Origin of the sequence: Amycolatopsis xylanica (assembly GCF_900107045.1) — a bacterium.
Taxonomy (GTDB): Bacteria; Actinomycetota; Actinomycetes; order Mycobacteriales; family Pseudonocardiaceae; genus Amycolatopsis; species Amycolatopsis xylanica.
In genome coordinates this window covers 186,826-209,765 of the sequence record NZ_FNON01000003.1, presented here as the reverse complement: position 1 = coordinate 209,765, position 22,940 = coordinate 186,826, and the positions used below count along the sequence as shown (strand labels likewise).

Sequence of the window (22,940 nt, the reverse complement as noted above, 5' to 3'; positions counted from 1 at the left end):
AGAACCGGCCGGAACACTCACGACCCTTAGTTGCCGGGGCATTCGTTGTCGCCGCCGCTGCGCTCGACGCAGTGCGTCGGCGCCGGTGACCGAGTGGTCGTCCCGTGGTGCCGTTGTGCTTGCAGGTACTCGTAACCGGCGATCCCCAGGCTCACCATGAAGCAGATCGCGAAGATCCCCGTCGCCACCCGCAAGCGCGCCAGCATCGCGATGAGGAAGCCGGCGAAGGGAAGCCCGATACCCCCAGATCGTCGCCCACATCAGCGTGCGGTCACCCGCACCGGCCTGCGCCCAGGAGGCCATCCCGGCGCTGAACACGAGGTAGGGCGTGCCGACCAGCCACAGCAGGCCGATCAGGCCGAGTGTCACCGTAGCGGCCGGGGACTTTTGTTCGGGCATGCGTTCAGTCTTGCGGGTGACGAAGTCTCGCGGATGAGTAGAAGTACTCGTGAGCGTTGCTGTGCCAGCTGCCTGCAACGCGGGCGAAACGGGATAAAGCGGGCTTTATCCCGGGGAAAGCGCCCGGGATAAAGCCCGCTTTATCCCGTTTCAGGAGTCCAAAACCACCGAGACGATGCCCGCGAAGTGGGCGAGCCTGGCCACTTCGGCCGCGCGGAAGAGGGGGCCGCCGGGGCGGCCGACCAGCAGGGCCTTGCCGGGCTTGCCGAGCGGGGTGGCCGCGAGTTCCGTGCCCAGCTCCTGCCAGGTCTCCGGGACCCAGGACTCCTCGCCGTCCAAGACCGTCGCGCGCTCGAGGGGGAGCCACGGCAGGTGCGTGATCGGGACCTCGGGCGCGGCCGACGAGGCCGCGAGTCGGTGGATGCCGCCTTCGCCGTGTTCGACCACCAGTGACCAGCCCGCGCGGATGATGCGCGGGACGCCCTCGGCCAGGATGTGCAGGCCGGACTTGGGCTGGGCCGCGATCTCCTCGACGAGCTCGAGCTCGCGGTGGGTGTCCAGCACGCCTGCGTATGGGCGGACCGCGTCGACCTCGACGCCGTCGACGCTCTCGGCGGCCGTGATCAGCGCGTCGGGGAGCCTGCCGGAGGGGAGCTCGACCACGAGGTCGTCGATGGCTATGCCGCTGCCGCGCTCGACCACGTCGACGCTCAGTATGTCCGCGCCGATCGTGCCGAGTGCGGTGGCCACCGCGCCCAGTGTTCCCGGGCTGTCCGGCAGCTGCACCCGGATGAGGAACGACAACACGAGCCCCTCTCACTTTATTCGGCGGTCCGGCCTGGTGCTCGGAACGCGCTCGCCGGGCGACGATTGTGGCAGACCAGGGTTATGAACGGGCTCTCAGTCCGTACACCGGGAACTAACGGTTTGAGCTCGACCCATAGACTCGTGGCTTCCGATAAGCCCGAGAACAGCGCACACCCGAGGTTATCCGCGTGCCCACGATCTCCCGCGACGAAGTCGCGCATCTCGCCAAGCTGGCCAGGCTGGCCGTCACCGACGAGGAACTGGACGTTTTCGCAGGTCAGCTCGACCAGATCCTCGACGCGGTCGCCCAGGTCGGCCAGGTCGCCGACCAGGACATCCCGCCGACCTCCCACGCCGTCCCGCTGACGAACGTGTTCCGTGAGGATGTCGTGAAGCCGAGCCTGTCGCAGCAGCAGGCGCTCTCCGGGGCGCCCGCCGAGGAAGAGGGCAGGTTCCGCGTGCCGCGCATTCTGGGGGAGGAACAGTGACCGATCTCATCAAGCTCACCGCCGCCGAGCTGGCCGAAAAGGTCCAGAAGCGCGAGGTGTCGGCCGTCGAGGTCGCGCAGGCGCACCTGGACCGGATCGCCAAGATCGACGAGCACGTGCACGCCTTCCTGCACGTCGACGCCGAGGGCGCGCTCGCCGCGGCCCGCGCGGTCGACGAGGCCGAGACGCCGGCGTCGCCGCTGGCCGGGGTGCCGCTCGCGCTCAAGGACGTGCTGACCACCACGGACATGCCGACCACGGCCGGTTCGCGCACGCTCGAAGGCTGGGTCCCGCCGTACGACGCCACCGTCACGCGCAAGCTGCGCGAGGCCGGTGTCGTCATCCTCGGCAAGACCAACATGGACGAGTTCGCGATGGGCTCCTCCACCGAGAACTCGGCGTACGGCCCGACGCACAACCCGTGGGACCACTCGCGCATCCCCGGCGGCTCGGGCGGTGGCTCGTCGGCGTCGCTCGCGGCGTTCGAGGCCCCGCTGGCCATCGGCACCGACACCGGCGGCTCGATCCGCCAGCCCGGCGCCGTCACCGGCACCGTCGGCGTGAAGCCGACCTACGGCGGCGTGTCGCGCTATGGCCTCATCGCCTTCTCGTCCTCGCTCGACCAGGCCGGTCCCTGCGCCCGCACGGTGCTCGACGCCGCGTTGCTGCACGAGGTCATCGGCGGGTACGACCCGATGGACTCGACGTCGATCAACGCGCCGGTCCCGCCGGTCGTCGCCGCGGCCCGCGAGGGCATGAAGGGCGACCTCAAGGGCGTGCGCGTCGGCGTGGTCAAGGAGTTCGCGGGCGACGGCTACCAGGCAGGCGTCACGCGGTCCTTCGAAGCCGCGGTCGAGCAGCTGCGCGCGCTCGGCGCCGAGGTCGTCGAGGTGTCCTGCCCGGCGTTCACCCTCGCGCTGCCCGCGTACTACCTGATCGCGCCGAGCGAGTGCTCGTCGAACCTCGCCAGGTTCGACGCCATGCGCTACGGCCTGCGCGTGTCGGACGACGGCACGCACAGCGCCGAAGAGGTCATGTCGCTGACCAGGGAAAAGGGCTTCGGCCCCGAGGTCAAGCGCCGGATCATGCTCGGCACCTACGCGCTCTCGTCCGGTTACTACGACGCGTACTACGGCTCCGCGCAGAAGGTGCGGACGCTGATTTCACGCGACTTCGACGCCGCGTTCGAGAAGGTGGACGTGCTGGTGTCGCCGACGACGCCGACCACCGCGTTCAAGATCGGCGAGCGGGTCGACGACCCGATGGCCATGTACCTGGCCGACCTGTGCACCATCCCGTCGAACCTGTCGGGCAACGCCGCCATGAGTGTCCCGAGTGGACTGTCCGATGAGGACGGACTGCCGGTCGGCCTGCAGATCATGGCCCCGTCGCTCGCCGACGACAGGCTGTACCGCGTCGGCGCCGCGTACGAGGTCGCGCGCAACGACGCCGCCGGTGGAGCACTCATCCACCAGGTTCCGGAGCTGGGAGGAAAGGCATGACCGCCGTGGCCGAACTGATGGACTACGCCGAGGTGGTCGAGCGTTTCGACCCGGTGCTCGGGCTCGAGGTGCACGTGGAGCTGTCCACGAACACCAAGATGTTCTGCGGCTGCGAGAACGTCTTCGGCGGCGAGCCGAACACGCACACCTGCCCGACCTGCCTCGGCCTGCCCGGCTCGCTGCCGGTGGTCAACGGCAAGGCGGTGGAGAGCGCCATCCGCATCGGCCTCGCGCTGAACTGCGAGATCGCCGAGTGGTGCCGGTTCGCCAGGAAGAACTACTTCTACCCGGACATGCCGAAGAACTTCCAGACCTCGCAGTACGACGAGCCGATCGCGTTCAACGGCTACCTCGACGTCACGCTCGACGACGGCGAGATCGTGCGCGTCGAGATCGAGCGCGCGCACATGGAGGAGGACACCGGCAAGTCGCTGCACGTCGGCGGCGCGACCGGGCGGATCCACGGCGCGGAGCACTCGCTGCTCGACTACAACCGCGCTGGCGTGCCGCTGATCGAGATCGTCACCAAGACGATCGAGGGCACCGGCGAGCGCGCGCCCGAGGTGGCCCGCGCGTACGTCTCCGCGCTGCGTGACCTGCTCAAGGCGCTCGACGTGTCCGACGTCCGGATGGACCAGGGCTCGCTGCGCTGCGACGCGAACGTGTCGCTGATGGCCAAGGGCGCGACCGAGTTCGGCACGCGCACCGAGACCAAGAACGTGAACTCGCTGCGCTCGGTCGAGCGCGCGGTGCGCTACGAGATGACGCGGCAGGCGGCGATCCTCGCCGGCGGCGGCAGCATCAAGCAGGAGACCCGGCACTTCCAGGAGGCCGACGGCTCGACCGCGTCCGGCCGCACCAAGGAGACCGCCGAGGACTACCGGTACTTCCCGGAGCCCGACCTGGTCCCGATCGCGCCGAGCCGCGAATGGGTCGAGGAGCTGCGCGGCACCCTGCCGGAGATGCCCGCGGTGCGCCGCAAGCGGATCCAGCAGGAGTGGCAGCTGTCCGACGCCGAGCTGCGCGACCTGCTCAACCTCGGCGCGGTCGACCTGATCGCCGCCACGGTCGACGCGGGCGCCACGCCCGCCGAGGCGCGGGCCTGGTGGGTCGCCACGCTGGCGCAGGAGGCCAACACCCGCGAGGTCGAGCTCGACGCGCTGCCGATCACCCCGGCGCAGGTCGCCGAGATCATCGCGCTGGTCAACTCCGGTGAGCTCACCAACAAGCTGGCCAAGCAGGTCGCGACCGGCGTGCTCGACGGCGAGGGCTCGCCGCGCGAGGTCGTCGAGAAGCGCGGGTTCAAGGTCGTCAACGACGACTCCGCGCTGCTCGCCGCCATCGACGAGGCGCTGGCCGCGCAGCCGGACATCGCGGGCAAGATCCGCGACGGCAAGGTGGCGGCCGCCGGTGCGATCGTCGGCTCGGTCATGAAGGCCACCAAGGGCCAGGCCGATGCCAAGCGCGTGCGTGAGCTGATCATCGAGCGGGTCGGTTCCTGAGTTGTCGTTCAAGGTCGGAAACGTCTCCTGGCGCGAGTGGGTCGGCTTCGGCGCCGGCCTGCTCGCGGCGGGGACGCTCTTCCTGCCATGGACCACGCTGAGCGCGGCGTCGACCGAGATCGAGTCGGCGCTGCGCTCGCTGCCCGCGGACGACGTCGTGCGCGACGCGTGGAAGTCGGACTTCTTCGCCTGGTGCCCGCCGATCCTGCTGCTGCTGACCGGGCTGGTGGTCGTGCTCTTCGGCCAGGTCCGCAAGGCCAGGGTGAGCGGCCTGCCCGCGCTGTGGCTGGTGGCGGCGGCCGGGAACCTGCTGCTGATGGTCGCCGGGTGGTACGCCATCGGCTGGCAGTTCGGCAGTGAAGAGCGCGCGCTGTTCGAGGCGGGCGGGATCGCGGTCGCGCCGTCGTACGGGCGCTACCTCGCACTGGTGTGCACGATCGTCAGCCTGGCCGCGGCGATCTTGGACGCGCGGGCGGCGCGCGAGGAGTACCGCGCGCCCAAGAAGAAGGTCCCCCTCAAGGACTCCTGACGGGATAAAGCGGGCTTTACTCCAGTGCGGAGTTTAGCCCGCTTTATCCTGGGCTCTCTTGCGTGTGAAAGCGCTTTCTGGTTACCGTCGGGGCATCCCGATCGACCGGAGGTGCCCGGGTGACTGCGAGAAAGCGCTTACGCGCCGCGCTCATCGGCACCGGCGCGATCGCCGATGCTCATTTGATCGCTTTTCAGGCCTGCGAAACGGACATAGAGCTCATCGCGGCCGTCGACATCGACGAAGGCCGCGCGCGTGCGTTCGCCGAGAAGGCCGGAGTCACGCCGTACACCGACGTCTCCCGGATGCTCGCCGAGCAACGGCCGGACCTGGTTTCCATCTGCACCCCGCCGTCACTGCACACCGGCCAGACCGTCGAGGCGCTCGAATCCGGCGCCTGGGTCTGGTGCGAGAAGCCGCCGTGCCTGTCGCTGGCGGGTTACGACGCGATCACCGCCGCGGAAACGGAAGGTGGCCCGTACGCGTCTTTTGTTTTCCAGCACCGATTCGGCTCGGGTGCCGCGCACTTCCGCGAGCTGCTCGCCGCAGGGGAGCTGGGGCGTCCGCTCGTCGCGCATTGCCAGACGACCTGGTACCGCGACACGGCCTACTACTCGGTGCCGTGGCGCGGGAAATGGGAGACCGAGGGCGGCGGACCCGCGATGGGCCACGGGATCCACCAGATGGACCTGCTGCTCGATCTGCTCGGTGAGTGGACCGAAGTCAGCGCGATGACCGCTCGCCTGGTGCACGACGTGGAGACCGAGGACGTGTCGACCGCGTTGATCCGCTTCGCGAATGGCGCGCTGGCCACGGTCGTGAACAGCGTCCTCTCGCCACAGGAGGTCAGCCGGATCCGCGTCGACTGCACCGAAGCCACGGTCGAACTCACCCATCTCTACGGCTACCGCAACGCGGACTGGTTCTACAGCAAGGACTTCCCGAAACCGGAAGCCGACATCCCGAGTTCGCACAGCGCACAGCTGCCGCAGCTGATCGAAGCGATCAAAGCCGGGAAACGGCCACGCGCCAGCGGTGCGGACGGCCGCAAGACGCTCGAACTCATCGCCGCGCTGTACAAGTCCGCGGCCACCGGGCGGACGGTGCGCCACGGCGAGATCACCGCCGGAGGCCCGTTCCACCACTCGATGGACGGCCGGATCAGGGAAGGCGCGGCCTCGTGACCGAGAAGATCACCGTCACCCACCGCCATGGCGAGAAGATCACCGTCGAAGCGCTCGGCGTCGAGCTGCTGTCCTATGTGTACAAACCGGATCCCGTCGCCTACGAGTCGCAGAAGCCTTACGCCCACCCGATCCGGACCTTGCAGGGCAGCCCCGTGTCCGGCTACCGGCCGTCCGATCACCGGTGGCACAAGGGCATCCAGATGACGTCGAGTCATTTGTCCGGCCAGAACTTCTGGGGTGGCTGGACGTACGTGCCCGGCGATTGGTACCAGGATCTGCCGGACAAGATCGGCCGGATGCGGCACGACGGGTTCGAGGATTTCACCGTCGAGGACGAGAAACTGACCATCCGCGAGCGGCTCACCTGGATCGAGAACGGCGGTGAGCACTGGGCGAGCGAGCAGCGCGACATCGTCGTGCACTCGGTCGAGCCGGAGGAGGGCTCCTGGGCGCTCGACTGGTCGATCAGGCTCACCAACCTCCGCGACGAGCCGCTCAGGTTCGGCAGCCCGACCACCGCCGGTCGCGAGCTGGCGGGCTACACCGGCCTGCACTGGCGCGGCCCGCGTGACTTCGGCGGCGGCGAGGTGTTCGGCCCGGACGGCGCCGAGGAGATGATGGGCAAGCAGGCGCCCTGGCTCGCGTTCGTCGGCGAGCACGACGCTCTGGACGCCAAGTCGACCCTCGTTTTCGCGCACGCGCCGGAAAACGCGAACGCCATCCACGAGTCGCACTGGTTCGTGCGCTCCGACGTCACGCCGATGGTCGCGATCTCGTGGGCGTTCTTCGAGGAGTTCGGACTGCCACCTGGCGAGAGCTTCTCGTATCGCTACCGCGTGATCGTCGCGGACGGCGGCTGGGACTCCGGTCGCGTCGAGGTCTACCTCAAGTCGCACGGGTGGGACTGATGACTTTTCCTTTGCCGGGCGCGATCGGGCTTTCCCATCTGCGTGCGTATCCGTGGGAGGCGGCGGACGGCGTCTGCGGCGGCAGCCCGCATCTGCATCTCGCGTGCACCGAGGCGTACGTGGTCACCGGCGGCCGCGGCGCGGTGCAGACGCTCGGCGCCGACGGGTACCGCGAAACCGAACTCGAGGCTGGCGTGATCGCGTGGTTCTCGCCGGGCACCGTGCATCGCATGGTCCAGCGCGAGGACCTGCGGATCACCGTGCTCATGCAGAACAGCGGCCTGCCGGAGGCGGGCGACGCGGTGTTCACGTTCCCGCCGGAAGTGCTCGCCGATCCCGCTGAGTACGCCAAAGCGGCCGCGCCGCCCCAAGACGAAGACCAGGCGCGCAAACGTCGCGACCTCGCGGTCAGCGGCTATCTCCCGATCAGGGACGCGTTGCGGGACGGCGACAGTGGCCCATTCACGGCGTTCCAAACGGCGGCGGTCGCGTTGGCGCAGCCGAAGGTCGAGCAGTGGTTCCCGCGCTGGCGTGCGGGCGCGCTCGCCGCGGCCGAACTGACCGGCGAGCACCTCAAGGCCTTGGCGAGCGGCGACGCGAGCCATCTCGCGCACGCGGGCGTGCGCGTCGCCGAACCGGCCAAGCGCGACGGCTTCGGCATGTGCGGCCATCGCGCGGAATACGAGATCCCCGCTAGCGGACAGGAAAGGTGACCGGCATGACTCAGCCCACTTTGGGGGTCATCCTCAATGGCGCCACCGGCCGGATGGGCTATCGCCAGCATCTGGTCCGCTCGGTGCTCGCGATCCGCGAGCAGGGCGGTGTCGAGCTCCCCGACGGGCGTCGCGTCCAGCTCGACCCGATCCTAGTCGGCCGCAACGAGGCGAAACTGAAGGAAATGGCCCAGCGGCACGGACTGGAACGCTGGACGACCGACCTCGACAACGCGCTGTCCGACGACACGGCGACCGTGTACTTCGACGCGCAGATCACGTCCGCGCGCGAGAAGGCCGTGCGCGCGGCCATCGCGGCGGGCAAGCACATCTACTCCGAGAAGCCGGTCGCCGAGTCGGTCGCCGACGCGCTCGCGCTCGCCCGTCTCGCCGACGACGCGGGTGTGGTGCACGGTGTCGTGCACGACAAGCTGTTCCTGCCGGGGCTGCTCAAGCTGCGGCGGCTCGTCGATGGCGGGTTCTTCGGCCGGATCCTTTCCGTGCGCGGGGAATTCGGCTATTGGGTGTTCGAGGGCGACTGGCAGACCGCGCAGCGGCCGAGCTGGAACTACCGGTCCGAGGACGGCGGCGGCATCGTGCTCGACATGTTCTGCCACTGGAACTACGTGCTGGAGAACCTCTTCGGCCGGGTCGAGGCGGTGACCGCGCGCGCGGTCACGCACATCCCGACCCGCGTCGACGAGCAGGGACTCGAATATCCGGCGACGGCCGACGACGCGGCGTACGGGATCTTCGAGCTGGAGAACGGGATCATCGCGCAGATCAACTCGTCGTGGGCGGTGCGCGTCAACCGCGACGAGCTGGTCGAGTTCCAGGTGGACGGCACCGAGGGCAGCGCGGTCGCCGGGCTGCGCAACTGCCGCGTGCAGCATCGGTCGGTCACGCCGAAGCCGGTGTGGAACCCGGATCTGCCGGCCACCGAGCGGTTCCGCGACCAATGGGCGGAGGTGCCCGACAACGCGGAGTTCGACAACGGGTTCAAGGCGCAGTGGGAGGTTTTCGTCCGGGACGTGGTCGCCGGGCGTCCGCACGCCTACGACTTCTACGCGGCGGCACGCGGAATCCAGCTCGCCGAAGCCGGACTCGCCTCTTCGGCGGAAGGCCGACGCGTGGAGATGACCCCGCTCGGCTAGTACGATTGCGCCTCACTCGAACGAGGGGGGCGCATGACGACGCTGAACATCCGGATCGACGGTGACGAGGACCTGGACACCGAGACCAGGCGACTCCGGAAAGCGTTGCTGGAACTCGACGTCGAGGCCGTGCGCCTGCCCGCCGCCGACGCGCCCGACGGTGCGAAGGGGGCGGGCACCGACATCGGGTCGATGATCGTCAGCCTCGGCGGTTCCGCGGTGCTGACCGCGCTGGTCACGGGCATCAGCCAGGTCGTGCGGACGTGGGTGACCCGGTACGAGAAGCGGACCGTCGTGATCGAGATGGGCGAGTACAAACTGACGCTCACGGGCGGGAAACCCGAGGAGCACGACGCGAAAGTCAAAGCCTTCCTGAAGTCGGTGGAGCGGAAGAACGGCTGACGCGTGAGTGGGATCCGCGACGCGCTCCTGATCGCGACCGGCAAGTACGACAGCGGACGGCTCACCGAGCTGCGCTCACCCGGCGCGGACGTCGCCGAGCTGGCGGACGTGCTGGCCGATCCGGCGATCGGCTGGTTCGAGACGAAGACGCTGGTCGACGCGCCCGCCTACAAGGCGACCCGTGCGATCGAGAAGTTCTTCCGCGACCGCAGCACCGATGACCTGCTCGTGCTGCACCTTTCGTGTCACGGCGTGAAGAACGACGACGGCGAGCTGTTCCTCGCGGCGGCGGACACCGAACTCGACCTGCTCGGGTCGACGGCCATCCCGGCGGCGTTCCTGCACGAGCAGATGAGCCGGTGCCGGGCCAAGTCGATCATCCTGTTGCTGGACTGCTGCTTCAGCGGCGCGGCACTGCCGGGGATCAAGGCGCCCGCCACCGTGGACGCCAAAGAGCAGCTGGCGGGTTCCGGCCGGGCGATACTGACGGCCACCAATCGCACCGAATACGCCTGGGAGGGCAACCGGTTCCTCGAGCTGGAACCGGCGCCGTCCCGGTTCACCGAAGCGATCATCCACGGGCTGCGCACCGGGGAGGCCGACCGCGACGGGGACGGCCGGGTGGCCGTCGACGAGCTCTACGACCACGTCTTCGAGCGGCTGCGCGAGTCCGGCGCCAAGCAGACCCCGCGCTACTGGGCCGATCTGGAGTACCGCGTCTTCCTGGCGAACACGGCGATCCCGGTGCAGCCGGACCAGCCGGTGAAGGTCCAGGCCAAGACGGCCTGGCCGCAGCGCCGGGCCAGGCGCGGGCAGGACGCGCTGATCCGGCTCGACGTCTCGCTGAAGGATCTGGCGCTGGGCAAGGTGGACACGCTCAAGATCCAGAGCGCGATCGCGTGCGGATCCTGTCAAGGCCTCGGCACCGCGGCGGATTCCGTCGTGGAGCGGTGCACGTCCTGCTCCGGGTACGGCGTCGACGGCGAGACGGACTGCGAGCGGTGCACCGGGTTCGGGACGCTGATCCGGAACCCGTGCGCCGTCTGCGCCGGTGACGGCCGGGTGCTGAACACGCGGTCCATGACCTACCGCCTGCCGAGGGGTGTCACCAACGGCATGCGGGTCCGGTTCTCCGAGCAAGGCGAGGTCGGGCCGGGCGGCGGCCCGGCGGCCGACGTCTATCTCGAGGTCGTCGAACTGCCCGACACCGCGTTCGAGCGGCGCGGGCGTGACCTGTACTGCACGATCAAGGTCGAGCCCGAACTCGCGCGCACCGGCGGGATCGTCGATCTCGCCACGTTCGACGGGGTGCGGAAGATCCGGATCCCCGGCGGGATCAAGTCGGGCAAGACGGTCCGGGTCGCCGGGCTCGGGTTCCCCGAGGTGAGCGGCGACGGCCGCGGCAACCTGATGGTCACCGTCGACGTGCCCCGGCCGATGCTGCTCTAGTCCTTGCCGGGCACGGCGGACGAGAGCGCCTTGCGGCTGATGATCACGACCCGGTCGTCGCTGGACACCGGCGTGCCGCCGTCCTTGTTGAGCGTGCCCATCACGGCGAAGTCGGCGTTGATCGGGCTGACCGGGCCGAGCCTGCCGTAGGTGGGGCCCTTCTTGCCGTCGAAGGTGGGGAACGGGGCGCTGGTGACCGCGCCCTCCGGGGACAGCGGGAGTATCTGCATGTTCGCGGCCGAGGTGGCGGCGACGCCGAGCGTGCGGCCCGAGTCGTCGCAGCCGTAGACGCCCGGCTTCTCCGGCCAGCTCCACGCGGGCGAGGTGAACGGCTTGCCCGCCTCGACGCGGTAGACGACGTCCTTGTCGGACTGGCGGTCGGTGACCCACAGGCGCGCGCCGTCGTCCGACGCGCAGAGCCCGCCCGGCGCGTGCAGCCCGGCGGCGAACACCGGGGAGCCCGCGGTCGGGTTGCCCGCGAACGGCTGGCCCGCGACGTCGATGCGCAGGATCTTGCCCGCGAGCGAGTTAGGGTCGGCGGCCGCGGCGGGGTTGCCCGCGTCGCCGGTCGCGACCAGCAGGCCGCCCTTGGCGTCGCGCATCAGGGCGCCGTGGTTGCCGGTGGCGCCCTTGGGGATCCCGGTCAGCACGGGTTTCGGAGCCTGGCCCTTGGCGAGGCGGACCACACGGTTGTCGCTCGGCGTGGTGATGTAGGCGAAGAACAGCTGGTCCTCGCCGTACGCGGGGGACAGCGCGAGCCCGGTCAGGCCGCCGTCACCGGACGCGTCGACCGGCACCGTGGCCATCACCACGGGGTCCTTGCCGGTCGCGACCAGCAGGATCCGGCCGGTCTTGCGCTCACCGGCGAGCGCGCTGGCGCTCGTGCCGTCGCTAGGGATGCCCGCGACGGCCGACACCGGGTCGAGGCAGGTCGCGATGACGGCCTCGTCGAAGTCCTTGCAGCCCTGTGGCGGCGGGATGGGCGTGCGCGAGGTGGAGCCGGGCTTGGCCGGTCCCGCGTCGCTGCCGCTGGGACCGCCCGGATCCGGCGCGTGCTCGGGCGTGATCGACGGCGCCGCGCTGTACGTCTGGTGGGCCGCGGTGTCGTCGAAGGTCGCGCATCCCGACAGCAGCAGGCCGGTGCCCGCGAGCAGGGCCAGCGGCCGGACGGTCCTCATACGCACGATCACGAGGGTAGGCGCGTTCACGTGAACGCCAGGTAATGGGTCTACCGTGGTGATCATGACGGTCACGGTTCTCGTCCCCGACGACGACGGTCTCACCGCCTTGTCCGAGCTGCCCGGCGTGCACGCGGTCCGCTACAAGTGGGGCCAGCCGCTCCCGCGCGAGGCCGTCCAGGCCGAGGTGCTCATCCCCGGCGCGCACCGGGCGACCGACGAACTGTTCGACCAGCTACCGAACCTCCGGCTCATCCAGCTCCTGTCCGCGGGCGCCGAAGACTGGATCGGCACGGTCCCCGACGGCGTGCTGCTGTCCACCTGCCGCGGCGCGCACGGCGGCAGCACGGCCGAATGGGTCATCGCGGCGCTGCTCTCGCTCTACCGTGAGCTGCCTCTCTACACCGCGGACCAGGCCGTGGGGCGCTGGCAGCGGCGGACGTCGGACACCCTGCAGGGCAAGCGGATCCTGATCGTCGGCGCCGGCGACCTGGGCCAGCAGCTGCGCCGGCGGATCGAGCCATTCGACACGAAGGTGTCCATGGTCGGGCTGTCGGCCCGTGACGGCGTGCACGCCGTCAGCGAGCTGCGCGGGCTGCTGGGCTCGCATGACGTCGTCGTGCTGATGGTGCCGCTGACCTCACGCACCCGCGGCATGGCCGACGCGGGTTTCTTCGCGGCGATGCAGGACGGCGCCATCCTGGTCAACGCGGCGCGGGGGGCGGTGGTGAACACCGACGCGCTGGTCGAGGAGCTGAAGCTGGAGCGGATCAGGGCGGTCCTCGACGTGACCGACCCCGAGCCGCTGCCCGAGGGGCACCCGCTGTGGACCTCGCCCGGCGCGATCGTCTACCCGCACATCGGGGGAGCGGTGCACGGCACGCGCAAGCGGTCGTACGCGGTGGTGGCGGCGGAGATCGCCCGGTACGCGGGCGGGGAACTGCCGCACAACCTGGTGCACGGCGAGTACTAGGGCTCGTGAGTGTTCCGGCCGGTTCTAACCGGCCGGAACACTCACGAGTCCTTTAGCACTTCACGTAGCCGATGCCGACCGGCGGCACGTCCCACTTGCTCCACACCTTGAGGCAGCGGCCCTTCGGCGGGTCCTTGGGGATCTTCTGCTTGACCAGCGCGACGAACGGTCCGCACAGCGGCCGCAGCCAGCCGGGTGCGACCTTGCCGCAGAGCGCGTTCAGCGCTCCCGTCCCCGCTTGCGTGGCCGCGTGATAGATGTCCTCGGTGACGCCTCTGCTGAAAGTGTGGCTCGCGAGGATTTGGACCTCGGCCGGTTTCGCGGGCGCCGCCTCCGCCTGAGCGCCCATTCCACAGAGAACGGTCGCGGTGGCGACCGCCGTCAGCAATCGTTTCAGGGAAACCATGGGGAATTCTCCTCCCTCATTTCTTCGCCGGTGATTTCCGGCTGGACCGAACTTCGCACAATGCGCGGCAGCTCTGCGACATCTGGGTGTCCCTGATCCACTTCAGGGTGTCTTTCGGGGACAGTCCGGGCGCGGCGCAGCACTATGAAAGACAGCTCTACCAGTGACTTCGGGGAGGAAGCCGTGGCCGGGTACAGGGAACCGTGGTGGGCGGAGGTCGACAAAGCGGCGAAGCTGATGTCGTCCTATCTGGGCACCATCGCGACGCGGGTGCGTCAGGAAGGCACTTATACGCCGGTGCGCGGATCGGCGGTCAAACGGCGGCAGCCGGGTTCGCTGCGGCATATCGACGAGGTCATCCGCGCCAACGGGTGGTATTACGGGATCGACAAAGACCTGATCGGCGGCGTTTTCACCGGTAAAACCGAATGTCTCACCAATACGCCGCTCGTGGTCGCGGTGGCCCGCGCGTGCCATGAGATCCTCGGCGAGGAATTGACGCTGGACGCGACCGTGCCATTGTTGGCGGCCAGTCAACGCATTCAGGTGCTGGTCGCCGAAGCGGAGGCCGCCGACCGGCGGGCGGGCGACGCGCAGGTGATCGTGCGCGGCCGCCGCGCGATCCTCGACGGTCGCGTGGTGCCCGAACCCCGTGACTCCGGCGTCCTCGAGCTTCGTGCCGCCTCGCCGCGGTCGCGTCGCGACCGGCGCAGACCCTGGCTGATCGCCGCCGCGGTCACGGCGGCGATCTCGGTGCTGCTCGCGGCGGCCTTCATGGGCGGGGTGCTGCCGTGGCCGTGGTCCCCGACCGACGACAATCCCGATTACCGCGTGCTCGCCTCCCGGCCGGTGGCCGCCGAGGTCGACCGCAATCCCGATCACTGCGCCGAGCGGACCACGCTGGTCGACAACGGGAACCATCAGGCGGCGGGCTCGGTCCGGCTGCGCGAATGCCTCGACGCGGTGGAGATCTGGGTCGCCGACCTCGACCGGGACTCCCGATGCGTGTACGTCGAGCTGGTGTGGACCGAATTCTCGCGTGACCGGTCCGACGACGCCTGCCCGGCCGGGCACATCGTGCACCGGCGTTACCCGCGGCGGAGCGGTGACTACCGGCCGGAGCTGGTGTCGACCTACCGGCCGTGAGCCCGCGCGTTGTCCCGGCCGGACCTGGGCGAATCCTCTACCCTGCGATCCGTGACGACTGAACCGTATGAGTCCGGCGGCATGCTCAACCCGGTCGAGGACGCGCCGGCGCGCGAGCCCGACCGCTGGCACGGCGGGCTGGACGTCGGCCTGCTGGTCCTGCGGCTGCTGCTCGGCGTCATCATGGGCGCGCACGGCCTGCAGCACCTGTTCGGCCTGTTCGGCGGGCCCGGCATCGACGGCTTCGCGAAGGTGCTCACCGGCTTCGGCTACACGACCCAGACGACGCTGCTGTCGTGGATCACCGGCGTGACCGAGCTCGGCGGCAGCCTGCTGCTGATCGTCGGCCTGTTCACCCCGGTCGCCTCGGCCGCGCTGCTCGGCGTCGCGATCAACATCGTCTACGTGAAGTTCCGTGGCGGCTTCTTCGAGGGCTCGGGCAAGGGCTTCGAGTTCGAGCTGCTCCTGGCCGGCGTCGCGCTGTCGATCCTGTGCATGGGCGCGGGCCGCATCTCGCTCGACCGCAACACCCCCTGGCGCAAGCGTCCGATGCCGATCGGCCTGCTCGCCCTGCTCCTCTCGGTCGCCGCCTCAGTCGTAGTCCTGGTCCTCTGCCGCTGACCCGGGGAAAAAATCCCAATGCGGCATTGGTCAGTTTTCAGGCCGCCAATGTGGCTTTCGTCAGACGAAAGCTGACGAAAGCCACATTGGGATTTTTTTACTTGCTGGGGTCGCGGACGGCGCCGGTGTCGGCCGAGGTGGCCATGCGGGCGTAGGCGCGCAGGGCCGCGGTGATCGGGCGGACCCGGTCGACCGGCTGCCATGGGCGCTCCGAGGCCTCCATCTTCGAGCGGCGCTCGGCCAGGATCTCGGGCTCGACCAGCAGCTCGAGGCGGCGCTCGTGGACGTCGAGGAGGATCTGGTCGCCGTTCTCCACCAGGCCGATGAGACCGCCGGCGGCCGCCTCGGGGGAGATGTGGCCGACCGAGATGCCCGACGAGCCGCCGGAGAAGCGGCCGTCCGTGATCAGGGCGCACTTCTTGCCGAGGCCGGAGCCCTTGAGGAACGCGGTCGGGTGCAGCATCTCCTGCATGCCGGGCCCACCCGCCGGACCCTCGTAGCGGATCACCAGCACCTCACCGGGCTGGATCTCCTTCTTGAGGATCGCGGAGACGGCTTCCTCCTGGCTTTCCAGCACCCGTGCCGGGCCCTGGAAGTGCCACAGGTCCTCGTCGATACCGGCGGACTTGATGACCGCGCCGTTCTCGGCCAGGTTGCCGCGCAGGATCGCGAGGCCGCCGTCGGCGGTGTACGCGTGCTCGACGTCGTGGATGCAGCCATCGGTGGCGTCGGTGTCCAAAGAGGACCAGCGCGCGTCGGTGGAGAAGGCCTGCGTGGTGCGCACGCCACCGGGCGCAGCGTGGAAGAGTTCCAAAGCACGAGAAGACGCCTTGCCGCCGCGCACGTCCCACTCGTTCAGCCAGGACTCGAGGTCCGGCGAGTGCACCGAGTGGACGTCGGTGTTCAGCAGCCCGCCGCGGTGCAGCTCACCCAGGATGGCCGGGATGCCGCCGGCCCGGTGGACGTCTTCCATGTGATAGTCGGAGTTCGGCGCGACCTTGGACAGGCACGGCACGCGGCGGCCGATCGCGTCGATGTCGGAGATCGTGAAGTCGATCTCGCCCTCCTGCGCGGCCGCGAGGATGTGCAGGACCGTGTTGGTCGAGCCGCCCATGGCCATGTCCAGCGCCATCGCGTTCTCGAACGCCTTCTTGTTCGCGATCGAGCGCGGCAGCACGGATTCGTCGTCCTCGCCGTACCAGCGCTTGCACAGTTCGACGACCGTGCGGCCGGCGTCTTCGAACAGCGTGCGCCGCAGCGCGTGCGTCGCCAGCGTGGAACCGTTGCCCGGCAACGAAAGGCCGAGCGCCTCGGTGAGGCAGTTCATCGAGTTCGCGGTGAACATGCCCGAGCAGGAGCCACAGGTCGGACAGGCCGAGCGCTCCACAATGGACAGCCCGTCCTCGTCGACCTCGCTGCTGGCCGAGGCCGCGATCGCGGTGATGAGGTCGGTCGGCGCCTGCGCGACCCCGCCGACCACGACCGCCTTGCCCGCTTCCATCGGGCCGCCGGAGACGAACACGACCGGGATGTTCAGCCGCAGCGCGGCGTTGAGCATGCCGGGGGTGATCTTGTCGCAGTTGGAGATGCAGACGAGCGCGTCGGCCTGGTGCGCGTTGACCATGTACTCGACCGAGTCGGCGATGATCTCGCGCGACGGGAGCGAGTACAGCATCCCGGAGTGACCCATGGCGATGCCGTCGTCGACGGCGATCGTGTGGAACTCGCGCGCGACGCCGCCCGCGGCCTTCACGCCCTCGGCCACGATCTCGCCGAGGTCCTTGAGGTGCACGTGCCCCGGCACGAACTGGGTGTACGAGTTGGCGATGGCCACGATCGGCTTGCCGAAGTCGCTGTCGGTCATGCCGGTCGCACGCCAGAGCGAGCGCGCGCCCGCGGCGTTGCGGCCGTGAGTGGTGGTTCGGGAACGGAGCTGAGGCACAGCTACTCCAAGGTCCGACGGACTGGTCCTACCAATTTACTCCTCGTTCGGAGTATCCGTGAGCCCGGAGGGGTCTTTCATGCGTCCGCCGCTGACCACGGCGATCACCGGAAGATGCCTGGTCCGGACTGTCGGAAGTCCGACTTTGCTGTCATCGGAAAGAACCGCGCTCACGCGCGCGCTTTTCGAAATCGCCAATCCTTTGAGCGCTTCCCAAGGAAGTTCGCGCTGCCCGAACACGGTGCGCACGGTCAGCCCGCCCGCGTGCGCGGTCGTCCTGGTCCTCGCCACGAACACGATCAGCGCGACCGGCACGAGCATCAGCGCTTGCAGTCCCGGAATCCCGCCGAAGGCGAGCGGTATGACGCACACCACTAGAAGGGCGATCGCCAGGTACGCGATACCTGGGATCCGGAACACGGCTTTGGGCTCTGCCTGGTCTTTTTCGGCCACGCGAAGATGGTGCACCGGTCCGTGAGACGTTCGGAAAGCGGGTCGGGATGTCCAGCATGCGGAATCGCCATCCCGCAGAGTTGACACTATTGACGGCGACCGATTAACGTTCCGTCCGTGACACCGCAGACCGGCCTCGTACTTCCTCAGCGCATCGACGCTTAGGAAGCATTTCCGCTGCGTCGATGCGCGACCCTCGTGCGACCTTACGGTCGGCGAGGGTTTTTTGTTGCCTACGCAAGAGAAGTACCCGAAAGAGTGACACCTAGACCCCCGGGGCAGAACCGATGACAAGCGCCACATCGCGATCGGAAGCTTCACCGCCGTCGCCAAGCTCAGCTCGCCCGAAGCCGACCCCGCCCGCCGGAACGCCCATCCGGGTAACCGGCGCGCAGTCGCTTGTGCGCTCGCTTGAAGCCGTCGGCGCCGAGGTGGTCTTCGGCATTCCGGGTGGCACGATCCTCCCCGCCTACGACCCGCTGCTCGACTCGACCAAGGTCCGCCACGTCCTGGTCCGCCACGAGCAGGGCGCCGGCCACGCCGCGACCGGCTACGCGCAGGCCACCGGCAAGGTCGGCGTCTGCATGGCGACCTCGGGTCCCGGCGCCACCAACCTGGTCACCCCGCTGGCCGACGCGAACATGGACTCGGTGCCGGTGGTCGCGATCACCGGGCAGCAGAGCCGCCCGCTGATCGGCACCGACGCGTTCCAGGAAGCCGACATCTGCGGCATCACCATGCCGATCACCAAGCACAACTTCCTGGTGACCGACCCGGCCGAGATCCCGCGCACCATCGCCGAGGCGTTCCACCTGGCGTCGACTGGCCGCCCGGGCCCGGTCCTGGTCGACATCCCCAAGGACGTCCTGCAGGAGATGACCTCCTTCAGCTGGCCGCCGGAGATGCGCCTGCCGGGATACCGCCCGACGCTGCGTCCGCACGGCAAGCAGGTCCGCGAGGCCGCCCGCCTGATCCAGGGTGCGAAACGGCCGGTGCTCTACGTCGGCGGCGGCGTCATCAAGGCGCAGGCGTCGAAGCAGCTGCTGGAGCTGGCCGAGTACACCGGGATCCCGGTGGTCACCACGCTGATGGCGCGCGGCGGGTTCCCCGACTCGCACCGGCAGCACCTGGGCATGCCGGGCATGCACGGCACGGTCGCCGCGGTCGCCGCGATGCAGCGCTCCGACCTGCTGATCACCCTCGGCGCGCGGTTCGACGACCGGGTCACCGGCCGTCTCGACTCGTTCGCGCCGGACGCGGCCATCGTGCACGCCGACATCGACCCGGCCGAGATCTCCAAGAACCGCAAGGCGGATGTGCCGATCGTCGGCGACTGCGCGGAGATCATCACCGAGCTGACCGCCGCCGTGCGCACCGAGTTCGACCACAGCGGCCGCCCCGACATCGAGGCGTGGTGGACCCAGCTCAACGGCCTGCGCGAGGGCTACCCGGCGGGCTACGAGTGGCCCGAGGACGGCACGCTCTCCCCGCAGTACGTCATCGAGCGCATCGGCCAGCTCGTCGGCCCGGACGCCATCTACGCGGCAGGCGTCGGCCAGCACCAGATGTGGGCCGCCCAGTTCATCAAGTACGAGAACCCGCGCACCTGGATCAACTCCGGCGGCCTCGGCACCATGGGCTACGCCGTCCCGGCGGCCATGGGCGCCAAGTTCGGCATGCCGGACAAGCAGGTCTGGGCCATCGACGGCGACGGCTGCTTCCAGATGACCAACCAGGAGCTGGCCACCTGCGCCATCGAGGGCGCCCCGATCAAGGTCGCCGTGATCAACAACGGCAACCTGGGCATGGTGCGCCAGTGGCAGAACCTCTTCTACTCGGAGCGGTACTCCAACACCGATCTCGGTACTCACAAGCACCGCATTCCCGACTTCACGCTGCTGGCCGAGGCGCTGGGTTGCGCCGGGCTACGCTGCGAGACGAAGGAAGAGGTCGACGAGGTCATCAAGCGCGCGATGGAGATCAACGACCGCCCCGTGGTGATCGACTTCGTGGTCGGCAAGGACGCCCAGGTGTGGCCGATGGTCGCCGCCGGGACCGGCAACGACGAGATCATGGCCGTGCGCGGCATCCGCCCGCTGTTTGACGATGACGAGGTCAGCGAATGAGCACCCACACACTGAGTGTTTTGGTCGAGAACAAGCCCGGTGTGCTGGCCCGCGTCGCCGGCCTGTTCTCCCGTCGCGGTTTCAACATCGAGTCACTCGCCGTCGGACCCACGGAGAACCCCGAGGTGTCCAGGATGACGATCGTGGTCGCGGTCGAAGAGCTACCGCTCGAACAGGTGACGAAGCAGCTCAACAAGCTGGTCAACGTCATCAAGATCGTGGAACTCGAAAAGGCCTCCGCCGTGCAGCGTGAACTGCTGCTGGTGAAGGTCCGCGCGGACGCCACCGTCCGCAGCCAGGTGCTCGAAACCGTGCAGCTGTTCCGTGCCAAGGTGGTCGACGTGTCGCCGGAGGCCCTCACCGTGGAGGCCACCGGCACGTCGGACAAGATCGGCGCCCTGCTCCGGATGCTGGAGCCCTATGGGATCCGTGAGCTCGTGCAGTCCGGCATGGTCGCGGTGGGCAGGGGCGCCCGCTCGATCACCGCCACCTCGCCCCGCTGATTCTCTTGTAGTTGTTGTCAGGAAAGGAAAACCCCCTCTCATGTCCGTCGAAATCTTCTACGACGACGATGCCGATCTGTCCATCATCCAGGGCCGCAAGGTCGCCGTCATCGGCTATGGCAGCCAGGGCCACGCCCACGCGCTGAGCCTGCGCGATTCGGGCGTCGACGTCCGCATCGGCCTGCCCGAGGGGTCCAAGTCCCGCGCCAAGGCCGAGGAGCAGGGCCTGCGTGTCCTGACGCCCGCCGAGGCGTCCAAGGAAGCCGATCTGATCATGATCCTGGCTCCGGACACCAAGCAGCGCTTCATCTACACCGACGACATCGAGCCGAACCTCAAGGACGGCGACGCGATCTTCTTCGGTCACGGCTTCAACATCCGCTACGACCTGATCAAGCCGCCGTCCAATGTGGATGTCGCGATGGTCGCCCCGAAGGGCCCTGGTCACCTGGTCCGCCGCCAGTTCGTCGACGGCAAGGGCGTCCCGGCGCTCATCGCGGTCGAGCAGGACGCGACCGGCGGCGCGCAGGCGCTGGCGCTGTCGTACGCGGCCGCCATCGGTGGCGCGCGAGCCGGTGTCATCAAGACGACCTTCACCGAGGAGACCGAGACCGACCTCTTCGGTGAGCAGGCCGTGCTCTGCGGTGGCGCCTCCGCGCTGGTGCAGACCGGGTTCGAGGTGCTGACCGAGGCCGGCTACGCCCCGGAGATCGCGTACTTCGAGGTGCTGCACGAGCTCAAGCTGATCGTCGACCTGATGTACGAGGGCGGCATCGCCCGCCAGCGTTACTCGGTCTCCGACACCGCCGAGTACGGCGACCTGACCCGCGGCCCGCGCGTCATCTCGCCGGCGGTCAAGGAAGAGATGAAGAAGATTCTGGGCGAGATCCAGGACGGCACCTTCGCCCGCGAGTGGGTGGCCGAGGACGAGAACGGCCGCGAGAACTTCCACGCGCTCGAGAAGAAGGGCGCCGAGCACCCGATCGAGGAGACCGGCGCGAAGCTGCGCGGCCTCATGTCGTGGGTGGACCGCCCCATCACCGAGACGGCCTAAGTGATTTAGCGGGCTTTATCCCGGGTGTTTTCCCGGGATAAAGCCCGCTAAATCCCGTCGGGATAAGCTGAGCACCATGAGCGAGTCCGTCGACGACAAGGCCCACATCCGCCACGAACTGGATCTGACCGGCGCGGAGTGGATCAGGGCGCAGGCCGACGGCCTCGCCCCGGAGGACTGCATCGAGTACGCGTCCGTCCCGCACACCGACGGCCACACCTACTGGGCGATGCGCCACGGCGGCACCACCCTGGTGTTCACGCAGTCCGAATGGGACGCGTTCGTCGCGGGTGTCCGCGACGGCGAGTTCGACCTTCCCGGCTAGAGCCGCTTGATCAGGTCACGCAGCCAGCCGCCCGCCGCGGCGAGCGCCACGTAATCCCCATAGTCACGGGATTCGACGATCAGCCCGTCGCGCACGCGCATGACGAAGATGTTCGAAACCCGGTACGGCCGCACCGATTCACCCTGGTAGACGAACTCGCCGATGACCACCTCCGGATCCGTCGACTGGTAGATGACCAGGTCACGTGCCTGAATCTTGGTCGCGCTCCGGGAAACCTGAGCGAAGTGCTCGCGCAGATCCTGCCGCGACTTCAGCGCCGGAGCGCCAGGCAAGAACGGGTGCGTGACGTGGGTTTCCTCGGCGTAGAGATCCGCCAGCTCATCCCATTTCCCGTCTGAGACGCCGTAGACGAGCCGCTCGAACACACCGCGCGGGCTCTTCGGATCGGCCGTGCTGACCGGGCGTTCCGGCAGCGGCTCGACGGTGATCTCGGCCTTTTCGGCCCCGTCCGCGAGTTCTTCGAGCCCGTCGCGGGCGGCGGCGATACGCAGGTAGTCGTGGTAGTCCCGCGACCACTGGATGAGCCCGTCGCGGACGCGCAGCACCTGGATATTGGCTGCCTCAAAGGTCTTCCCGGTGGCCAGCGCCTCGCCGGAGTAGTCGTACTCGGCCACGATCAGCTCGGGATCGGTGGTCTCGTGGATCAGCACGTTCTTGCGCCGCAACCGGAGCTGCGACACGAGCCCCCTCGTGAACTGCTCGTGCACGGTCGCCCTGCCGACGACCCTGGTCGGCGCGGGCGGGCGCTGCGGGTGTTCGACGACCGTGTCCTCGGCGTAGAGCGCGGAAAGTTCGCTCCAGTCGCCGCTCGTGACGCCCTCGGACAGCTTGTCGAACACTTCGCGTGGTGTTGGCATGAATCCTCCCAGTAAACGGAGTCCGTAGTCCGTATCCCCGACGATACGGACTCACGACTCCGCTTGTCTAGTTCCTTGGGCAGGGTTCGATGAGATGGCGACCTTGAGGCACGCCGCGTGATCAGACTCGGGCGAGCCTTTGCGCGAGACCTCGCCCACGGTCCGGCCATGCGAGATCGGGGTCGTGAGTGTTGCGGCCGGTTCTAGCGGACCGGTACCCGGCTACTTACCACGCGAGTCTCGGCGCGAGTGGAAGGTTTGCTCCGTTAGATGCAGAAATTCTTCCACTCGCTCG

At 68.8% G+C, this 22,940-nt stretch carries 24 protein-coding genes; 17 read left to right on the top strand and 7 right to left on the bottom strand.

What is annotated here, in order from left to right:
• Positions 1-26: 26 nt before the first annotated feature.
• Positions 27-206, bottom strand: coding sequence for a hypothetical protein (locus BLV57_RS14755; protein WP_091289314.1), 180 nt, complete (start codon positions 204-206; stop codon positions 27-29).
• 343 nt (positions 207-549) lie between these two features.
• Positions 550-1,203, bottom strand: coding sequence for an ACT domain-containing protein (locus BLV57_RS14750; protein WP_176968621.1), 654 nt, complete (start codon positions 1,201-1,203; stop codon positions 550-552).
• 191 nt (positions 1,204-1,394) lie between these two features.
• Here BLV57_RS14750 and gatC point away from each other — a divergent pair, with 191 nt between their 5' ends.
• From gatC to BLV57_RS14700, 10 genes are all read left to right on the top strand, one after another.
• Complete coding sequence (gene gatC, locus BLV57_RS14745; protein WP_091289312.1) at positions 1,395-1,694, top strand: Asp-tRNA(Asn)/Glu-tRNA(Gln) amidotransferase subunit GatC; 300 nt, start codon at positions 1,395-1,397, stop codon at positions 1,692-1,694.
• Positions 1,691-3,196, top strand: a complete 1,506-nt coding sequence (gene gatA / locus BLV57_RS14740; RefSeq protein ID WP_091289311.1) for an Asp-tRNA(Asn)/Glu-tRNA(Gln) amidotransferase subunit GatA — start codon at positions 1,691-1,693, stop codon at positions 3,194-3,196. Before gatC ends, gatA begins: the two co-directional genes overlap by 4 nt.
• Positions 3,193-4,698 (top strand): Asp-tRNA(Asn)/Glu-tRNA(Gln) amidotransferase subunit GatB, encoded by a 1,506-nt coding sequence (gene gatB / locus BLV57_RS14735; RefSeq protein ID WP_091289310.1) that lies wholly within the window; start codon positions 3,193-3,195, stop codon positions 4,696-4,698. Before gatA ends, gatB begins: the two co-directional genes overlap by 4 nt.
• 1 nt (position 4,699) lies before the next feature.
• Positions 4,700-5,227, top strand: coding sequence for a hypothetical protein (locus BLV57_RS14730; protein ID WP_091289309.1), 528 nt, complete (start codon positions 4,700-4,702; stop codon positions 5,225-5,227).
• Positions 5,228-5,346: 119 nt separating this feature from the next.
• Positions 5,347-6,411: a Gfo/Idh/MocA family protein gene (locus BLV57_RS14725; protein WP_091289308.1), complete on the top strand. Its 1,065-nt coding sequence runs from the start codon at positions 5,347-5,349 to the stop codon at positions 6,409-6,411.
• A complete protein-coding gene (locus BLV57_RS14720; RefSeq protein ID WP_091289307.1) occupies positions 6,408-7,322 on the top strand; it encodes a DUF6807 domain-containing protein in 915 nt (304 codons plus the stop codon). The genes BLV57_RS14725 and BLV57_RS14720 overlap by 4 nt, the downstream gene beginning before the upstream one ends.
• The gene (locus BLV57_RS14715) at positions 7,322-8,035 is read left to right on the top strand and encodes a cupin domain-containing protein (RefSeq protein WP_091289306.1); all 714 of its coding nucleotides are present in this window, start codon (positions 7,322-7,324) and stop codon (positions 8,033-8,035) included. The genes BLV57_RS14720 and BLV57_RS14715 overlap by 1 nt, the downstream gene beginning before the upstream one ends.
• Before the next feature lie 5 nt (positions 8,036-8,040).
• Complete coding sequence (locus BLV57_RS14710) at positions 8,041-9,189, top strand: Gfo/Idh/MocA family protein (RefSeq protein WP_091290356.1); 1,149 nt, start codon at positions 8,041-8,043, stop codon at positions 9,187-9,189.
• A 33-nt stretch (positions 9,190-9,222) separates the two neighbouring features.
• Positions 9,223-9,591, top strand: coding sequence for a hypothetical protein (locus BLV57_RS14705; protein WP_091289305.1), 369 nt, complete (start codon positions 9,223-9,225; stop codon positions 9,589-9,591).
• 3 nt (positions 9,592-9,594) lie between these two features.
• Complete coding sequence (locus tag BLV57_RS14700) at positions 9,595-11,040, top strand: caspase, EACC1-associated type (protein ID WP_091289304.1); 1,446 nt, start codon at positions 9,595-9,597, stop codon at positions 11,038-11,040.
• Here the strand turns inward: BLV57_RS14700 and BLV57_RS14695 are convergent.
• Positions 11,037-12,218, bottom strand: a complete 1,182-nt coding sequence (locus BLV57_RS14695) for a PQQ-dependent sugar dehydrogenase (RefSeq protein ID WP_091289303.1) — start codon at positions 12,216-12,218, stop codon at positions 11,037-11,039. The two genes, BLV57_RS14700 and BLV57_RS14695, sit on opposite strands and share 4 nt — an antisense overlap.
• 64 nt (positions 12,219-12,282) lie before the next feature.
• Between BLV57_RS14695 and BLV57_RS14690 the strand changes: the two genes are divergently transcribed.
• Complete coding sequence (locus BLV57_RS14690; protein ID WP_091290355.1) at positions 12,283-13,191, top strand: 2-hydroxyacid dehydrogenase; 909 nt, start codon at positions 12,283-12,285, stop codon at positions 13,189-13,191.
• Positions 13,192-13,243: 52 nt separating this feature from the next.
• Here the strand turns inward: BLV57_RS14690 and BLV57_RS14685 are convergent, their stop codons facing one another.
• Entirely contained in the window at positions 13,244-13,597 is a 354-nt protein-coding gene (locus BLV57_RS14685) for a hypothetical protein (protein ID WP_091289302.1), read from the bottom strand.
• 183 nt (positions 13,598-13,780) lie between these two features.
• Here BLV57_RS14685 and BLV57_RS14680 point away from each other — a divergent pair, with 183 nt between their 5' ends.
• Together BLV57_RS14680 and BLV57_RS14675 are read left to right on the top strand one after the other, a co-directional pair.
• A complete protein-coding gene (locus BLV57_RS14680) occupies positions 13,781-14,743 on the top strand; it encodes a hypothetical protein (protein WP_091289301.1) in 963 nt (320 codons plus the stop codon).
• An 81-nt stretch (positions 14,744-14,824) separates the two neighbouring features.
• Positions 14,825-15,364: a DoxX family protein gene (locus tag BLV57_RS14675; RefSeq protein ID WP_091289300.1), complete on the top strand. Its 540-nt coding sequence runs from the start codon at positions 14,825-14,827 to the stop codon at positions 15,362-15,364.
• A 97-nt stretch (positions 15,365-15,461) separates the two neighbouring features.
• Here the strand turns inward: BLV57_RS14675 and ilvD are convergent, their stop codons facing one another.
• Entirely contained in the window at positions 15,462-17,306 is a 1,845-nt protein-coding gene (ilvD, locus tag BLV57_RS14670; RefSeq protein WP_091289299.1) for a dihydroxy-acid dehydratase, read from the bottom strand.
• Between the two features lie 36 nt (positions 17,307-17,342).
• The gene (locus BLV57_RS43940; RefSeq protein WP_245757324.1) at positions 17,343-17,759 is read right to left on the bottom strand and encodes a PH domain-containing protein; all 417 of its coding nucleotides are present in this window, start codon (positions 17,757-17,759) and stop codon (positions 17,343-17,345) included.
• A gap of 287 nt (positions 17,760-18,046) precedes the next feature.
• Between BLV57_RS43940 and BLV57_RS14660 the strand changes: the two genes are divergently transcribed.
• From BLV57_RS14660 to BLV57_RS14645, 4 genes are all read left to right on the top strand, one after another.
• The gene (locus BLV57_RS14660; protein ID WP_091289298.1) at positions 18,047-19,885 is read left to right on the top strand and encodes an acetolactate synthase large subunit; all 1,839 of its coding nucleotides are present in this window, start codon (positions 18,047-18,049) and stop codon (positions 19,883-19,885) included.
• A complete protein-coding gene (gene ilvN / locus BLV57_RS14655) occupies positions 19,882-20,388 on the top strand; it encodes an acetolactate synthase small subunit (RefSeq protein WP_091289297.1) in 507 nt (168 codons plus the stop codon). Before BLV57_RS14660 ends, ilvN begins: the two co-directional genes overlap by 4 nt.
• Positions 20,389-20,428: 40 nt before the next feature.
• Positions 20,429-21,442, top strand: coding sequence for a ketol-acid reductoisomerase (gene ilvC, locus BLV57_RS14650; RefSeq protein WP_091289296.1), 1,014 nt, complete (start codon positions 20,429-20,431; stop codon positions 21,440-21,442).
• 76 nt (positions 21,443-21,518) lie between these two features.
• Positions 21,519-21,767, top strand: a complete 249-nt coding sequence (locus tag BLV57_RS14645) for a DUF397 domain-containing protein (RefSeq protein WP_091289295.1) — start codon at positions 21,519-21,521, stop codon at positions 21,765-21,767.
• On the opposite strand, the gene BLV57_RS14640 is transcribed toward BLV57_RS14645, so the two are convergent.
• A complete protein-coding gene (locus BLV57_RS14640; protein WP_091289294.1) occupies positions 21,764-22,645 on the bottom strand; it encodes a nuclear transport factor 2 family protein in 882 nt (293 codons plus the stop codon). The genes BLV57_RS14645 and BLV57_RS14640 overlap by 4 nt on opposite strands.
• Positions 22,646-22,940 lie beyond the last annotated feature (295 nt).

What these genes read in the sequence shown, in the direction of transcription:
- BLV57_RS14695 (WP_091289303.1), bottom strand. Translation starts at nt 12,218, where the DNA reads ATGAGGACCGTCCGGCCGCTGGCCCTGCTCGCGGGCACCGGCCTGCTG.
- BLV57_RS14710 (WP_091290356.1), top strand. Translation starts at nt 8,041, where the DNA reads ATGACTCAGCCCACTTTGGGGGTCATCCTCAATGGCGCCACCGGCCGG.
- BLV57_RS14715 (WP_091289306.1), top strand. Translation starts at nt 7,322, where the DNA reads ATGACTTTTCCTTTGCCGGGCGCGATCGGGCTTTCCCATCTGCGTGCG.
- BLV57_RS14705 (WP_091289305.1), top strand. Translation starts at nt 9,223, where the DNA reads ATGACGACGCTGAACATCCGGATCGACGGTGACGAGGACCTGGACACC.
- BLV57_RS14755 (WP_091289314.1), bottom strand. Translation starts at nt 206, where the DNA reads ATGCTGGCGCGCTTGCGGGTGGCGACGGGGATCTTCGCGATCTGCTTC.
- BLV57_RS14690 (WP_091290355.1), top strand. Translation starts at nt 12,283, where the DNA reads ATGACGGTCACGGTTCTCGTCCCCGACGACGACGGTCTCACCGCCTTG.
- BLV57_RS14675 (WP_091289300.1), top strand. Translation starts at nt 14,825, where the DNA reads ATGCTCAACCCGGTCGAGGACGCGCCGGCGCGCGAGCCCGACCGCTGG.
- BLV57_RS14660 (WP_091289298.1), top strand. Translation starts at nt 18,047, where the DNA reads ATGACAAGCGCCACATCGCGATCGGAAGCTTCACCGCCGTCGCCAAGC.
- BLV57_RS14645 (WP_091289295.1), top strand. Translation starts at nt 21,519, where the DNA reads ATGAGCGAGTCCGTCGACGACAAGGCCCACATCCGCCACGAACTGGAT.
- gatB (WP_091289310.1), top strand. Translation starts at nt 3,193, where the DNA reads ATGACCGCCGTGGCCGAACTGATGGACTACGCCGAGGTGGTCGAGCGT.
- ilvC (WP_091289296.1), top strand. Translation starts at nt 20,429, where the DNA reads ATGTCCGTCGAAATCTTCTACGACGACGATGCCGATCTGTCCATCATC.
- ilvN (WP_091289297.1), top strand. Translation starts at nt 19,882, where the DNA reads ATGAGCACCCACACACTGAGTGTTTTGGTCGAGAACAAGCCCGGTGTG.
- BLV57_RS14640 (WP_091289294.1), bottom strand. Translation starts at nt 22,645, where the DNA reads ATGCCAACACCACGCGAAGTGTTCGACAAGCTGTCCGAGGGCGTCACG.
- BLV57_RS14685 (WP_091289302.1), bottom strand. Translation starts at nt 13,597, where the DNA reads ATGGTTTCCCTGAAACGATTGCTGACGGCGGTCGCCACCGCGACCGTT.